The 11,738-nt window shown below is 71.5% G+C and carries 13 protein-coding genes and 1 pseudogene; 7 read left to right on the top strand and 7 right to left on the bottom strand.

The window, feature by feature from the left end; translation table 11 throughout:
- Positions 1-8: 8 nt before the first annotated feature.
- The 3 genes from ACQEUX_RS03510 to ACQEUX_RS03520 are packed head-to-tail and all read left to right on the top strand — an operon-like array spanning position 9 to position 3,639.
- Entirely contained in the window at positions 9-2,327 is a 2,319-nt protein-coding gene (locus ACQEUX_RS03510; RefSeq protein ID WP_433040970.1) for a beta-ketoacyl synthase N-terminal-like domain-containing protein, read from the top strand.
- The gene (locus ACQEUX_RS03515; RefSeq protein ID WP_433040973.1) at positions 2,324-3,091 is read left to right on the top strand and encodes a thioesterase II family protein; all 768 of its coding nucleotides are present in this window, start codon (positions 2,324-2,326) and stop codon (positions 3,089-3,091) included. The genes ACQEUX_RS03510 and ACQEUX_RS03515 overlap by 4 nt, the downstream gene beginning before the upstream one ends.
- A complete protein-coding gene (locus ACQEUX_RS03520) occupies positions 3,091-3,639 on the top strand; it encodes a flavin reductase family protein (RefSeq protein WP_433040976.1) in 549 nt (182 codons plus the stop codon). Before ACQEUX_RS03515 ends, ACQEUX_RS03520 begins: the two co-directional genes overlap by 1 nt.
- A 7-nt stretch (positions 3,640-3,646) precedes the next feature.
- Here the strand turns inward: ACQEUX_RS03520 and ACQEUX_RS03525 are convergent, their stop codons facing one another.
- The 7 genes and pseudogenes from ACQEUX_RS03525 to ACQEUX_RS03555 form a co-directional block, all read right to left on the bottom strand.
- A complete protein-coding gene (locus tag ACQEUX_RS03525; RefSeq protein ID WP_433040979.1) occupies positions 3,647-3,877 on the bottom strand; it encodes a hypothetical protein in 231 nt (76 codons plus the stop codon).
- 56 nt (positions 3,878-3,933) lie between these two features.
- The gene (locus ACQEUX_RS03530; RefSeq protein WP_433049578.1) at positions 3,934-4,341 is read right to left on the bottom strand and encodes an arsenate reductase ArsC; all 408 of its coding nucleotides are present in this window, start codon (positions 4,339-4,341) and stop codon (positions 3,934-3,936) included.
- A gap of 90 nt (positions 4,342-4,431) precedes the next feature.
- Positions 4,432-5,260: pseudogene (locus tag ACQEUX_RS03535) on the bottom strand (aquaporin); the annotation flags it as partial.
- Positions 5,260-5,961 (bottom strand): arsenate reductase ArsC, encoded by a 702-nt coding sequence (locus ACQEUX_RS03540; protein WP_433040982.1) that lies wholly within the window; start codon positions 5,959-5,961, stop codon positions 5,260-5,262. The pseudogene ACQEUX_RS03535 and the gene ACQEUX_RS03540, both read right to left, overlap by 1 nt.
- Positions 5,954-6,655: a helix-turn-helix domain-containing protein gene (locus tag ACQEUX_RS03545; RefSeq protein WP_433040985.1), complete on the bottom strand. Its 702-nt coding sequence runs from the start codon at positions 6,653-6,655 to the stop codon at positions 5,954-5,956. The genes ACQEUX_RS03540 and ACQEUX_RS03545 overlap by 8 nt, the downstream gene beginning before the upstream one ends.
- A 134-nt stretch (positions 6,656-6,789) precedes the next feature.
- Positions 6,790-7,341, bottom strand: coding sequence for an ArsR/SmtB family transcription factor (locus ACQEUX_RS03550; RefSeq protein WP_433040988.1), 552 nt, complete (start codon positions 7,339-7,341; stop codon positions 6,790-6,792).
- Positions 7,342-7,396: 55 nt separating this feature from the next.
- Positions 7,397-7,774 carry an ArsR/SmtB family transcription factor gene (locus tag ACQEUX_RS03555; protein ID WP_433040991.1) on the bottom strand — a complete coding sequence of 126 codons (378 nt, stop codon included), beginning with the start codon at positions 7,772-7,774 and terminating at the stop codon, positions 7,397-7,399.
- Between the two features lie 278 nt (positions 7,775-8,052).
- Here ACQEUX_RS03555 and ACQEUX_RS03560 point away from each other — a divergent pair, with 278 nt between their 5' ends.
- From ACQEUX_RS03560 to ACQEUX_RS03575, 4 genes are all read left to right on the top strand, one after another.
- Complete coding sequence (locus ACQEUX_RS03560; protein ID WP_433040994.1) at positions 8,053-8,382, top strand: ArsR/SmtB family transcription factor; 330 nt, start codon at positions 8,053-8,055, stop codon at positions 8,380-8,382.
- Positions 8,382-8,879 (top strand): N-acetyltransferase family protein, encoded by a 498-nt coding sequence (locus ACQEUX_RS03565; RefSeq protein ID WP_433040997.1) that lies wholly within the window; start codon positions 8,382-8,384, stop codon positions 8,877-8,879. Before ACQEUX_RS03560 ends, ACQEUX_RS03565 begins: the two co-directional genes overlap by 1 nt.
- Before the next feature lie 75 nt (positions 8,880-8,954).
- On the top strand, positions 8,955-10,373 hold the full coding sequence (locus ACQEUX_RS03570; RefSeq protein ID WP_433041000.1) for an FAD-dependent oxidoreductase: 1,419 nt from the start codon (positions 8,955-8,957) through the stop codon (positions 10,371-10,373).
- A 90-nt stretch (positions 10,374-10,463) separates the two neighbouring features.
- Positions 10,464-11,642 (top strand): MalY/PatB family protein, encoded by a 1,179-nt coding sequence (locus ACQEUX_RS03575; RefSeq protein WP_433041003.1) that lies wholly within the window; start codon positions 10,464-10,466, stop codon positions 11,640-11,642.
- The last annotated feature ends 96 nt before the right edge of the window (positions 11,643-11,738 follow it).

The raw sequence follows: 11,738 nt of genomic DNA on the forward strand, positions 1-11,738 counted from the left end.
ATCAGACGATGGATGTGCAGCAGCTGCGGCAGGTGATCGAGGAGCAGCTCCAGTTGTCCCGCCGGCAACAGGCGCGGATCCGTGAACTGGAAACGGCGGCGCGTCCACCGCTCGCGGTGGTCGGCATGGGTCTGCGTCTCCCCGGCGATCTGCGTACCCCGGAACGCTACTGGACGTTCCTGCGGGAGGGCGGTAGGGCGTTGAGCCCAATCCCGCAGGACCGGCCCGGGCTGCGCGACGTGCACCGGCCCGGCCCGGTTACCCCCGGCCACTCCTACGTCGACCACGCCGCGTTCCTGAACGGGATCGCCGACTTCGATGCGGACTTCTTCGGGATCTCGCAGCGCGAGGCGGAGTTGCTAGACCCGCAGCAGCGGATGTTGCTGGAGACCGCATGGGAGGCGCTGGAACGGGCCGGCATCGCGGTTCGCCGCTCCGACCGCCTCGACGTTGGCGTCTACCTCGGCATGATGGCCTCCGAGTATGGCGAGCGCCTGGCCGTCCGGACCGACAAGACGCCACTCGACCCGTATTACGCGACCGGCGGCGGTCTCTGCTTCGGTGCCGGTCGGATCAGCTACGTGATGGGTTTCTCCGGACCGGTGGTCAGCGTGGACACCGCCTGCTCGTCCTCGCTCGTGGCGTTCCACCTCGCGGTCCGGGCGCTGCGTGCCGGAGACTGCCGGTACGCCCTGGTCTGCGGCTCCAACCTGCTGCTCTCGGCGAACCTGATGGTGTCGCTCTGTCAAAGTCGGGCGCTGGCACCGGACGGCCGGTCGAAGTCGTTCCTGGCGACCGCCGACGGGTACGGCCGGGGCGAGGGTGTCGGTGTCCTGGTGCTGATGCGGCTTGACCAGGCCGAGCGGGAGGGCCGCCCGATCCACGCGGTGGTCCGCGGCTCGGCGGTCAACCACGATGGTGCCGCTTCCGGCCTGACCGTGCCGAACGGCCCGGCCCAGGAGGAGGTGGTCCGGGCCGCGCTGGCCGACGCCGGGGTCTCCGCCGCCGACCTGGGTTGGGTGGAGGCGCACGGCACCGGCACCCTGCTCGGCGACCCGATCGAGATCGGCGCCCTGGACGCCGCGCTCGGCGCCGCCGTCCGCGAGCGCGGCATCCCGCTGGCCGTGGGCAGCGTCAAGTCCCGGATTGGCCACCTGGAGGCCGCCTCCGGTATCGCGAGCCTGATGAAGACGGTGCTGATGCTGGAGCATGGCGAGATTCCGGCGGCCACCGGCGACGAGGAACTCAACACACACATCCCGTGGGACCGGATCTCGTTCACCGTGCCCCGGGCCAACCAGCCGTGGCCAGTCGGCCTGTCGCGCCGAGTGGCCGGGGTCAATTCGTTCGGCATGAGCGGCACGAACGCCCACGTGGTGCTTGAGGCCTACGCTGCCGAACCGCAGCCGCCCGTCCCGATCGGTCCGGAGCTGCTCACCCTGTCCGCCAGGGATCCCGAGGCCCTCCGGACGCTGGCCACCACCGTAGCGGCCCGCCTGCTCCGGGGTGGCCCCGAGCGGTTCGCGTCGATCTGTCACACCCTCCGCACCGGGCGGGCCCCGTTTGCGTATCGCCTGGCCGTCACGGGCGACGACCCGGCGGAACTCGCCGAGCACCTGCTTGCTGCCGAGGGCGCCGCGAACGCGGTAGTGCGGCGGGTGACGCTGTTCACCGGCCCGGACGACGCGGCGGCACTCGCGGCGCTCGCGCAGATCTGGCCGGTACCGGCCGCCGGCGGGTTCGCCGCCGTGCTCGAGCGGTTCGGGGTGGCGGTCCGAGCCGGCGGGTACGCGCCCGCGGCCCGGCTGGAGTGGGGCGACGGCCGACGCGCGTTTCCGCTGACCGGTGCCGAACCGGCCGGTCTGCTGCTCACCGCGCTGGCCGCCCTCTTCACCGACGGTGCCGACCTGCGGCTGGAAGCATTGCGCCGGCCAGGCGTCACGGTGGCGTCCGACCTGCCGACCTACCCGTTCCGACGGCGGCGGTTCTGGGTGGACGAACCGAAGTCCGCCGGGTCCAGCACCCCGACCGGGCGCCCGGCCATTGCCCGACCCACTGACCGGGATGGGATCGAGGACTACCTGATGGCCGAGCTGCGGGAGGTTCTGCACGCCACGGAGGACCTCGACCCGAATCGCTCGTTCCTGGAAACCGGCGGAGACTCGTTCGTCTCCACCCTCTACATGAGCCGCATCGAGGAGCAGTTCGACGTCGGACTGGCCCCCGAGGACCTGCCCATCGACCGCCCGCTGTCCGACCTGCTCACGACACTGGCCGACCACATCACCGACCGCCTGGTCGTCGCCGCTGACGGGGAGTCGTTGTGAACCCCGCCTTCCTGCGGCCCGCTCCGGTGGCCGACCCGGTGGCCCGGCTGGTGGTCTTCCCACACGCCGGCGGTTCGGGCAGCGCGTACTACCCGCTGGTGCACAAGGTGCCGGCCGACTGGGAGCTTCTGCTGCTCGACCTGCCCGGCCGCGGCCGCCAGCACCGGCTGGCCCCGCTCACCGACATGGCCGCGGTCGTCAAGCGGGCCACCGCGGACGTGCTCGACCACGCCGATGTACCGCTGGCGCTGTTCGGGCACAGCTTCGGTGCGGTGGTGGCAGTGGAGACCGCCCGGGAGTTGCAGGCCCGGGGCGCCCGGGTCGGCTGGGTCGGCGTCTCCGGGCGACCCGCTCCCGGCCACCGGGGCGGGCGGGTGCTGGACCACGACGTGGCCGACATCGACCTGCTGCGGCAGCTGCGCGCGCTGGGTGGCATGCCGGACCAGATCCACCGGGTGCCCGGCTTCCGCGACCAGGTGCTCCGGTTGATCCGCGGCGATCTGCGGGTGCTCGACACGTACGTGCCACCGCGCGGGCGCGCCGGCCTGTCGGCGCCGCTGACCGCGTTCGGCGGCGTCGACGACCCGTGGGCGCCGCCCATCTCGCTGGCTGGCTGGGCCGCCGAGACGAGTGCGGAGTTCCGGCAGCGGCTGTTCCCTGGTGGCCACTTCCACTTTCTGGGCACCGGGTTCCCCGACTTCGCCGGCGCCGTGCTGTCTGAGGCCGTCCACGCGTTCCACCCGAACCTCACCAGGAGGCTGTGATGACCGCGTCGAACGAGCTCGCCCGGATGGACATGCGCCGGCTGATGGCCAGTTTTCCGTCCGGGGTGGTGATCACCACCGCGCTGCACGCGGACGGCAAACCCCGGGGTATGACGTGTACCTCGCTGACCAGCGTGTCGCTCGACCCGCCGGTGCTGCTGGTGTGCCTGCGCTGCGGAAGTCCCACCCTGGAGGCCATCTCGTCCAGTGGCGCGTTCGCGGTGAACCTGCTGCACGACCGGGCCCGGGGCGCCGCCGAACTCTTCGGCTCGGGCGCCCGCGACCGCTTCGACCGGGTGCGCTGGCACACTGACGCCCCAGCCCTCGGCCCGCACCTGATGGACGCCGCCCACACCGTCGCCGACTGCGTCGTGCAGGACATGAGCGTGGTCGGCGACCATGCGGTGGTACTCGGTCGGGTGCAGGCGATCGCCCGGCTGCGTCCGGTGCGTCCCCTGCTCTACGGCCTGCGCCAGTACAGCACCTGGTCGGACGCGGTGGAGGGCGCCTACCTGTCGTCCGACGCCCAAGCCTTCGACTGGTCCTGAACCGCGCTCAGAGCGGGATGTCGCCATGCCTCCCGCGCACCGGCCGGGCGGCCAGCAGCGCCTCGGCCAGTTGCCGGCGGGTCCGCGCGGGCTCGATCACGGCGTCGATCACGCCCAGCGCCAGAGCGCCGCGCACCCCGCCGGACTCCGCCTCGTGGTCGGCGATCAGCCGTTCGCGCACCGCCTCCCGGTCCGCCGCAGGGGTGACGGCCAGCATCTTGCGGTGGATCAGGTCCACCGCCGCAGCCGACCGGCGCTGGACACATCGTGGACGGCGGGCAGCGATTCGATGGTTCAGGCAGCGGGGATGAGTTCGGCGAGGAGCTTCTCCACCCGCTTGCGGATGTCGTCGCGGATGGGACGGACGGAATCGACGCCCTTGCCGGCGGGGTCGTCGAGCTTCCAGTCCTCGTAGCGCTTCCCGGGGAAGACCGGGCAGGCGTCACCGCAGCCCATGGTCACGATGACGTCCGATGACTCCGCGGTGGCGTACTCGAGGAGCTTCGGCGTCTGATCGGTGATGTCGATTCCCACCTCGCGCATGGCCTCGACGGCAGCCGGGTTGACGGTTTCTGCGGGGGCGGAGCCGGCGGAGCGGACCTCGACGGTGTCGCCGGCGAGGTGGCGCAGCCAGCCGGCGGCCATCTGGGAGCGGCCGGCGTTGTGCACGCAGACGAACAGGACGCTGGGCTTGTCGGACATCAGGAGCCTTCCTTGCAGTACGGGGTCGTGGGGCCGGTTGAGCGGCGCCTGGTCAGGAAACCCGGATAGGTGCCGGCGGGGTCGCTGTTGCGGTCGAGTAGCTGGTAGCGGCCGGCGGGATTGGGTGGATTGACCAGGCCCCGGTGTGCTCTGTCGTTCTGCGGCACGGTGTTCACGCGCGAGGGTCGAGCGCCGGATCGCGCTCACCGATCGGGACGACAACCTGGTCGGCGGCCTTCCCGGCGTCGGGATAGAGAGCGATCAGGAGGCAGATGCCGACGGCGAGGCCGACGAGCTGGGCCATGACGAAGCCGGGAACGGAGGCGGGGGCGATGCCAGCGAAGGTGTCGGTGAACGCCCGCCCGATCGTCACGGCCGGGTTCGCGAACGACGTGGACGAGGTGAACCAGTACGCCGCGCCGATGTAGGCGCCGACGGCGGCCGGGGCGACCGACGCGCGACCGGAGCGGGCGAGGGCGAAGATCAGCAGGATCAGTCCGGTGGTCGCGACGACCTCACCGAGCCACAGGTGTCCGGCCGCGCGGTCCTTCCCTGCGAAGTCGACGGCGGTCAGGTCGAACATGAGGTTGGCGAGGATCGACCCGCCGATCGCCCCGAGGATCTGAGCGGCGATGTAACCGGCGAGGTCACGGCTGGTGAGGCCGGTGCCGGCGCGGCGGCCGAGGAACCAGTCCGCGGTGGAGACGACCGGGTTGAAGTGCGCCCCGGAGACCGGCCCGAAGATCAGGATCAGGGCGCCCAGGGCGAACGCGGTGGCGACCGAGTTCTCCAGCAACTGGAGCCCGACATCGTCGGGGGAGAGGGTGGTGGCCATGATGCCGGAGCCGACCACGGCGGTGACCAGCAGAGCGGTGCCGGTGAACTCGGCCAGCAGGCGCCGCCGGAGTGCGATGGTCATCAGTCTGTTCTCTCCCGTTGCGGTGACGTCCCGGCGCCGGGTGTCGGGCCGGGGACGTTCAGGTCGTCGAGCAGGCGGCGGACGCGGCGTTCTATCTCGTCGCGGATCGACCGGACGTCGGCCAGGTCGAGGCCGGCCGGGTCGTCGAGATCCCAGTTTTCGTACCGGGTGCCGGGGAAGACGGGGCAGGCGTCGCCACAGCCCATGGTGACCACCACGTCGGCGGCGCGGACGACCTCGTCGGTCCAGGGCTTGGGAAACTCGTCGGAGATGTCGATGCCGCGCTCGGCCATCGCGGCGACCGCCGCCGGGTTGACCTCGATCCCTGGTTCGCTACCACCGGACCAGGCGACGGCGTTGGCGCCAGCGAGATGGGTGAAGAAGCCGAGCGCCATCTGAGAGCGACCGGCGTTGTGGGTGCACAGGAACAGCGCCACCGGGAGGCCGTCGTGGTGGTGCCCCTCGACGCGGGCAAGAGCCTGCAGGCGTTGGCGGGCGAAGCGCTCGGCCAGCAGGGGCAGGTAGTTGGGGACACTCCCGACGGTGGCGAACTGGTCGTAGCTGGCGTGCAGAAACCGCTCCACAGTTTCGGTGCTGTAGGTGCCGTCGAACTCGGCGGCGAGGCGGGCGGCGGCGGTGCGCAGAGCGAGTTGCTGGTCGATGGAGAGGTCGTCGCGCAGGTACGCGCTGGTGTCAGTCATGGCGGTCTCCCGAACTCATGGCGGGGGTGATGACGGGGGCGACGCGGTCGATGCGGGCGGCGAGGTCGGCGAACGCGGCCTCGAACGCGGCGTCGGTGTCGACGCGGACGGGATCGGGCACCGACCAGTGCAGCCGGGGCCGGACCGGGCCGCTGAGTTCCTCGTGGGCGTTGTCGCAGACGGCGATCAGCAGGTCGTCATCGCGCACAATGTCCGCGACGTGCGCCGTGCCGGTCACGTCCAACTGCAGCCCATGGCGGTGAGCCACGGCGACAGCGCGCGGATGAACCCGCTCTGCGGGCTTCGTTCCGGCGGACGCCGCCGAGGTGTGGGTGCGGTCGGACCAGAGGGCGGCGGCGAGCTGCGAGCGGGCCGAGTTGTGGGTGCAGACGAAGACCACCCGACCCACGCCGGTCAGTGGCGCTGGCGTCAGCGTGGCCAGGGCCTCGGGTCGCAGGCGCAGGTACGTGCGACGGCGGTCTCCCTCGGACCGGCCGCGGACGACCAGGCCGGCTTCGCTGAGGACCTTGACGTGGTGGGCGACCAGGTTCGTCGGCATCCCGAGGTCGTGGGCGATCTCGCCGGGAGAGGCGTCGCCCAGGGTGAGCGCGTCGACGACCGCCAGGCGCGCAGGATCGCCGAGCGCGGCGTGGATCCGGGCGCGCGCTTGCAGGGAAGCAAACTCAGTAGCCATTGACTCAACTATCACTGAGCAATCGCGATGTTGTCAAGTGGCGACGAGTCAGCGGTCGGTGTGGAGCGCTACGGGTGCGCGCGGCTGGCGGAGGTTGGGCCGAGAGGCTGCTTCTCCTGGGCCTGAAGTGGCTGTCAGCAGCAGGTCATGAGGTACGACTGCAGCTCGGCCAGCGCCGCGACGGCCCCGTCGCGGTCGGCGCGGTAGTACACCGTCTTCCCCGCGCGCCGTGAGGTCACGATCCGCCCCCGGCGCAGCAGGGTCAGCTGCTGCGACGCCGTCGCCTGGCTGATGCCGGTGCGCTCGGCGACTTCCCCGACGGACAGCTCGGCGCCTTGCGAGAACAGCATCATGATCCGCTGTCGCGTCGGGCTGCCCAGCGCTTTGAGGAACTCCTGCGTGTCCGGCGCCAGCCCGGTCGGTCCGACGCCGGGCGCGACCGCTGCGGGCTCTGGCTTGTCATCTGGGCGGACGGCACGGACGAGGCGGTCGACGCGGTGCTCTTCGCGACCGGCTACCGCCCGAACCTCGACTACCTCGCCCCGCTCGGAGCGCTGGACAACGGCATGCCCCGCCACGTTGCAGGTGTCTCCACCGCCCACCGGGGACTGGTCTACCTCGGTTTGGAGTTTCAGCGGTCGTTCTCGTCGAACAGTCTGCGCGGCGTTGGCCGCGACGCGACCCACGTCGTCACCGCCCTCGCCCACGCCCTGCTGCGGGGGCTGCCGCGCCGGCCGCGGCCTACGCGGCGGGGGTCGGTTCGACCGTGAGCAGCGCGGCGAGTTGGCGCAGGATGGCCGGGCGGGCGCGGTAGTAGACCCAGGTCCCGCGTCGCTCGGCGTCGACGAGGCCGGCCTCGCGCAGCGTCTTGAGGTGATGGGAGATGGTCGGCCCGGTGAGGTCGAAGGCGGGAGTGAGGTCGCAGACGCACACCTCCCCGGCCTCGGCGGAGGCGATCATCGACATCAGTTGCAGCCGCACCGGATCGCCCAGGGCCTTGAGTGCCGGAGCAAGCGCTGCGGCGGTCTCGGCCGGCACCCGACGCTGGGCCAGGGGAGGGCAGCATGGCGTGTCGGCGGTCAGGTCCACGAGGGCGAGAGGTGCCGCTTGCTTCGACATGTCTCTAGGTTGACATCCTTCTAATCAACGTGCAACTCTCTGCTTAGACGGACGTCAAGACAGGCGTCGTGGGAAGGGGCCTGTCATGTTCTCCAGAGGCCGACACTCAGCGGTGGATCGAGCGGGAGTGCGGTTTTGTGACTCCTGCGCCAAGGTCACCACTGCTGCCCAGCGGGCCCAGCGTCGCTACGACCGCATCCGCACAAGCTCCTACACCCTGATCAGCCCCCGGTATACACTTCCATCGCCGATCGGCGATAAACGATGAAGGGGGTGGTGTGGTGGCCGAGCTGCTCGACCGGACCACCGCGCAGACGTACGCATCCTGGTTCCGGGCCCTGGCCGACCCGACCCGAGTGCAGATCGTCGAATACCTCGCCCGGCACACCCAGCCGATGAGCGTGGGAGAAATCGTCGCTGCCATCGGCCTGGCGCAGTCCACCGTCTCGCAGCACCTGAAGATCCTCACCGAGGTGCGGTTCGTCCTCGTCGAGCGGGTCGGCACCGCCCGGCACTACCGGATCAACGACGCCTGCGTCGACTGCTTCCCCTCCGCCGCAGACGTCGTCATGGGTCGACCCGCCCCCCATCCGAACGGAGCCTGCTGATGGCCGACATCACGGTGCGTCCCCTGCGGGACGACGACGCCGAGCGGGTCCTGGCCATCTACCAGTCCGGACTCGACGCCGGCAACGCCAGCTTCGAGACGACCGCACCCACCTGGTCGGCGTTCGACGCGGCAAAGCTGCCCGCGCACCGCTTCGTGGCGGTCGACGGGAATGACACGGTGGTCGGTTGGATCGCGGTCGCACCCACCTCGGGCCGTGCGGTCTATGCCGGCGTGGTCGAGCACTCGGTCTACGTCGACCGCGCCGCGCAGGGCCGCGGCGTCGCCCGGCTGTTGCTGAATACGCTGATCACCTCCACCGAATCGGCCGGCATCTGGACCATCCAATCCGGAGTGTTCCCCGAGAACACCGCGAGCCTGCTCCTGCACGAGCGGGCCGGGTTCCGGGTCATCGGCGTGCGCGAGCGGGTCGGTCGTCACCACGGCCGCTGGCGTGACGTCGTGCTGCTCGAGCGGCGCAGTCCCGTCGTCACCTGACCAACCCTGGCCCCCTACAAAGCGGGGCCCGTCTACCTCTTTGATTCGACAGTTATCAACACAGAGGAGTTTGTGATGAGCACCCTGAACGAGCTGCCCGTCGTGGTCATCGGCGCCGGCCCGGTAGGCCTGGCCGCCGCCGCGCACCTGCACGAGCGGGGCATCGCCTTCACCGTCCTCGAAGCCGGCGACACCCCGGGTGCCGCCGTGCGGCAGTGGGGGCACGTGCGGGTCTTCTCGCCGTGGCGGTACAACATCGACCCGGCCGCCCGCCGGATCCTGGACGAGGCGGGATGGGTCGCCCCTGCCCTGGAGGCCCTGCCCACCGGAGCGGAGCTGGTCGGCGACTACCTCCAGCCCCTCGCGGAGCTGCCGCAGCTCAAGCCGCACCTGCGCTACGGCGCCCGGGTCGAGGCGATCAGCCGCCTGGGTCTCGACCGGCTGCGCACCGCCGGCCGTGAGTCCGCGCCGTTCCTGCTCCGCCTCGCTGACGGCGAGGAGCTCCTCGCCCGTGCGGTGATCGACGCGTCCGGCACGTGGGGCACCCCGAACGTCCTCGGCGCGTCCGGCCTCCCCGCCCGAGGCGAGTCCACTGCCGCTTCGTTCCTGGAGCACGCGTTGCCCGATGTTCTCGGCGCGGCCCGGGACCGCTTCGCCGGTCGGCACACGCTCGTCGTTGGGGCCGGCCACTCCGCCGCGAACACGCTGCTGGCCCTGGCCGAGCTGGCCGAATCGACGCCGGGCACCGAGGTGACCTGGGCGATCCGGACCGCCTCACCGGCGCGTACGTACGGCGGTGGGGAGGCCGACGCGCTGCCCGCCCGCGGTGCCCTGGGCTCACGGCTGCGCGCGCACGTCGACGCCGGCCGGATCCGGCTGCTCACCGGCTTCTCCGTGCACGCCCTCACCCCGACAGACGGCCGGGTGAATGTGGTGGTGCGGCACGCCGACGGCAGCGAGGAGTCGGTCACCGTGGACCGGATCGTCGCCGCCACCGGCTTCCGCCCCGACCACTCGATCGCCGCCGAGCTGCGTCTGGACCTCGACCCGGTGATGGGTGCCACCCGCGCCCTCGCGCCGCTGATCGACCCCAACGAGCACTCCTGCGGCACCGTGCCCCCGCACGGCGTGAACGAACTCGCCCACCCGGAAACCGGCTACTACGCCGTCGGTATGAAGTCCTACGGTCGGGCGCCGACGTTCCTCATGGCCACCGGCTACGAGCAGGTCCGCTCCGTCGTCGCCGCCCTCGCCGGCGACTGGGCCGCAGCCCGCGACGTCCAGCTCGACCTGCCCGAAACTGGCGTCTGCAACAGCAACCCCGCGGATTCCGCCACCGGCGACAGCTGCTGCGGGCCGGCGCCCACGACCGAGCCAGCAGCGCGTGGACTCGCCACCGGCATCTCCGGGGGACTGCTGTCCGCACCCCTGAACCTGGTCACCCTCGACGCCGCTCCCGCCGGCAGCCAGGCCGGCGGCTGCTGCGGCAGCTGATGCCCACGACCACGACGGTGGTGGCGGGAGGGTGTCGCGGCGCGGGAGTGGCCGTTCCACTGGTGGTCGATGCGCTAATAGGCTTCGGCCATGAGTGGTGTGCTGAGCGGTGCCCGAAACGCGGTGAATCCTCTTCGCCAGCTCACGATCGACCAACTCCGTCAACGGACGAGCCTCAAGTGGCGGGAGTACCCGGACGACGTGCTGCCGCTCTGGGTGGCGGAGATGGACGTGCCGCTGGCCGAGCCGGTCGCGCGGGCGATCACCGACGCCGTCGCGCGCGGCGACACCGGCTACACCGCCGGTACGGCGTACCCGCAGGCGCTGGCGGAGTTCGCCCGGCGTCGGTGGGGTTGGGATGGGCTGGCCGTGGAGCGCACCGCGCTGGTGCCCGACGTGATGCACGGCGTCGTCGAGGCGCTGCGGGTGATCACCGAGCCGGGGGACGCGGTGGTCGTCAACTGCCCGGTCTACCCGCCGTTCTACGAGTTCGTGGCGCACGCCGGTCGCCGGATCGTGGAGGCGCCGCTCGGCGAGGACCTGCGGATTGACCTCGGCGCACTGGAGGACGCGTTCCGGCAGGCTCGGGCCGGTGGGCGGCGCGCGGCGTACCTGCTGTGCAGCCCGCACAACCCGACCGGCGTCATGCACACCGCGGACGAGTTGACCACCGTCGCCAGCCTGGCCGAGCGGCACGGGGTGCGGGTGGTCGCCGACGAGATCCACGCTCCGCTGGTGGTTGGGGGAGCGCGCTTCGTGCCGTACCTCTCGGTGCCCGGCGCGGAGAACGGCCTGTCGCTGATGTCTGCCTCCAAGGGGTGGAACCTGGCCGGCCTGCGCGGTGCACTCCTCATCGCCGGCCCGGCCGCGGCCGGAGACCTCGCCCGCGTTCCGTTCGAGGCCAGCGTCAGCACCAGCCACCTCGGCGTGATCGCCCACACCGCCGCCTTCCGCGACGGCGGCGAGTGGCTCGACGCCGTGTTGACCGGCCTGGATGACAACCGTCGGCTCCTCGCCGCGCTGCTCGCCGAGCACCTGCCGGCCATCCGTTACCACCCCGGTCAGGCCACCTATCTCGCCTGGCTCGACTGCCGCGCCCTGGGCCTCAACGACGACCCGGCCACCGTGTTCCTCGACCGTGGCCGGGTGGCGCTCAACTCCGGTACGGCCTTCGGCACCGGCGGCGGCGGCCACGTCCGGCTGAATCTGGCCACCGCACCGGAGTTGATCACCGAGGCGGTATGCCGGATGGCCACCGCCGTCGCCTGAGAAGCCACTGACCGCGGCGGTGCGCGGCAACGATGGCGACGGGTGAGCCTGGCGGCGACGGCGTTCGGATCGTCGAGCGGTGCAGCCCGTGCACCG

It is taken from the genome of Micromonospora sp. CA-259024 (assembly GCF_050936255.1).
GTDB lineage: Bacteria > Actinomycetota > Actinomycetes > Mycobacteriales > Micromonosporaceae > Micromonospora.

Excerpts from the sequence above, each read along its gene's own strand:
- ACQEUX_RS03510 (WP_433040970.1), top strand. The coding sequence starts at position 9 with ATGGATGTGCAGCAGCTGCGGCAGGTGATCGAGGAGCAGCTCCAGTTG.
- ACQEUX_RS03520 (WP_433040976.1), top strand. The coding sequence starts at position 3,091 with ATGACCGCGTCGAACGAGCTCGCCCGGATGGACATGCGCCGGCTGATG.
- ACQEUX_RS03530 (WP_433049578.1), bottom strand. The coding sequence starts at position 4,341 with ATGTCCGACAAGCCCAGCGTCCTGTTCGTCTGCGTGCACAACGCCGGC.
- ACQEUX_RS03540 (WP_433040982.1), bottom strand. The coding sequence starts at position 5,961 with ATGACTGACACCAGCGCGTACCTGCGCGACGACCTCTCCATCGACCAG.
- ACQEUX_RS03545 (WP_433040985.1), bottom strand. The coding sequence starts at position 6,655 with ATGGCTACTGAGTTTGCTTCCCTGCAAGCGCGCGCCCGGATCCACGCC.
- ACQEUX_RS03555 (WP_433040991.1), bottom strand. The coding sequence starts at position 7,774 with ATGTCGAAGCAAGCGGCACCTCTCGCCCTCGTGGACCTGACCGCCGAC.
- ACQEUX_RS03565 (WP_433040997.1), top strand. The coding sequence starts at position 8,382 with ATGGCCGACATCACGGTGCGTCCCCTGCGGGACGACGACGCCGAGCGG.
- ACQEUX_RS03570 (WP_433041000.1), top strand. The coding sequence starts at position 8,955 with ATGAGCACCCTGAACGAGCTGCCCGTCGTGGTCATCGGCGCCGGCCCG.
- ACQEUX_RS03575 (WP_433041003.1), top strand. The coding sequence starts at position 10,464 with ATGAGTGGTGTGCTGAGCGGTGCCCGAAACGCGGTGAATCCTCTTCGC.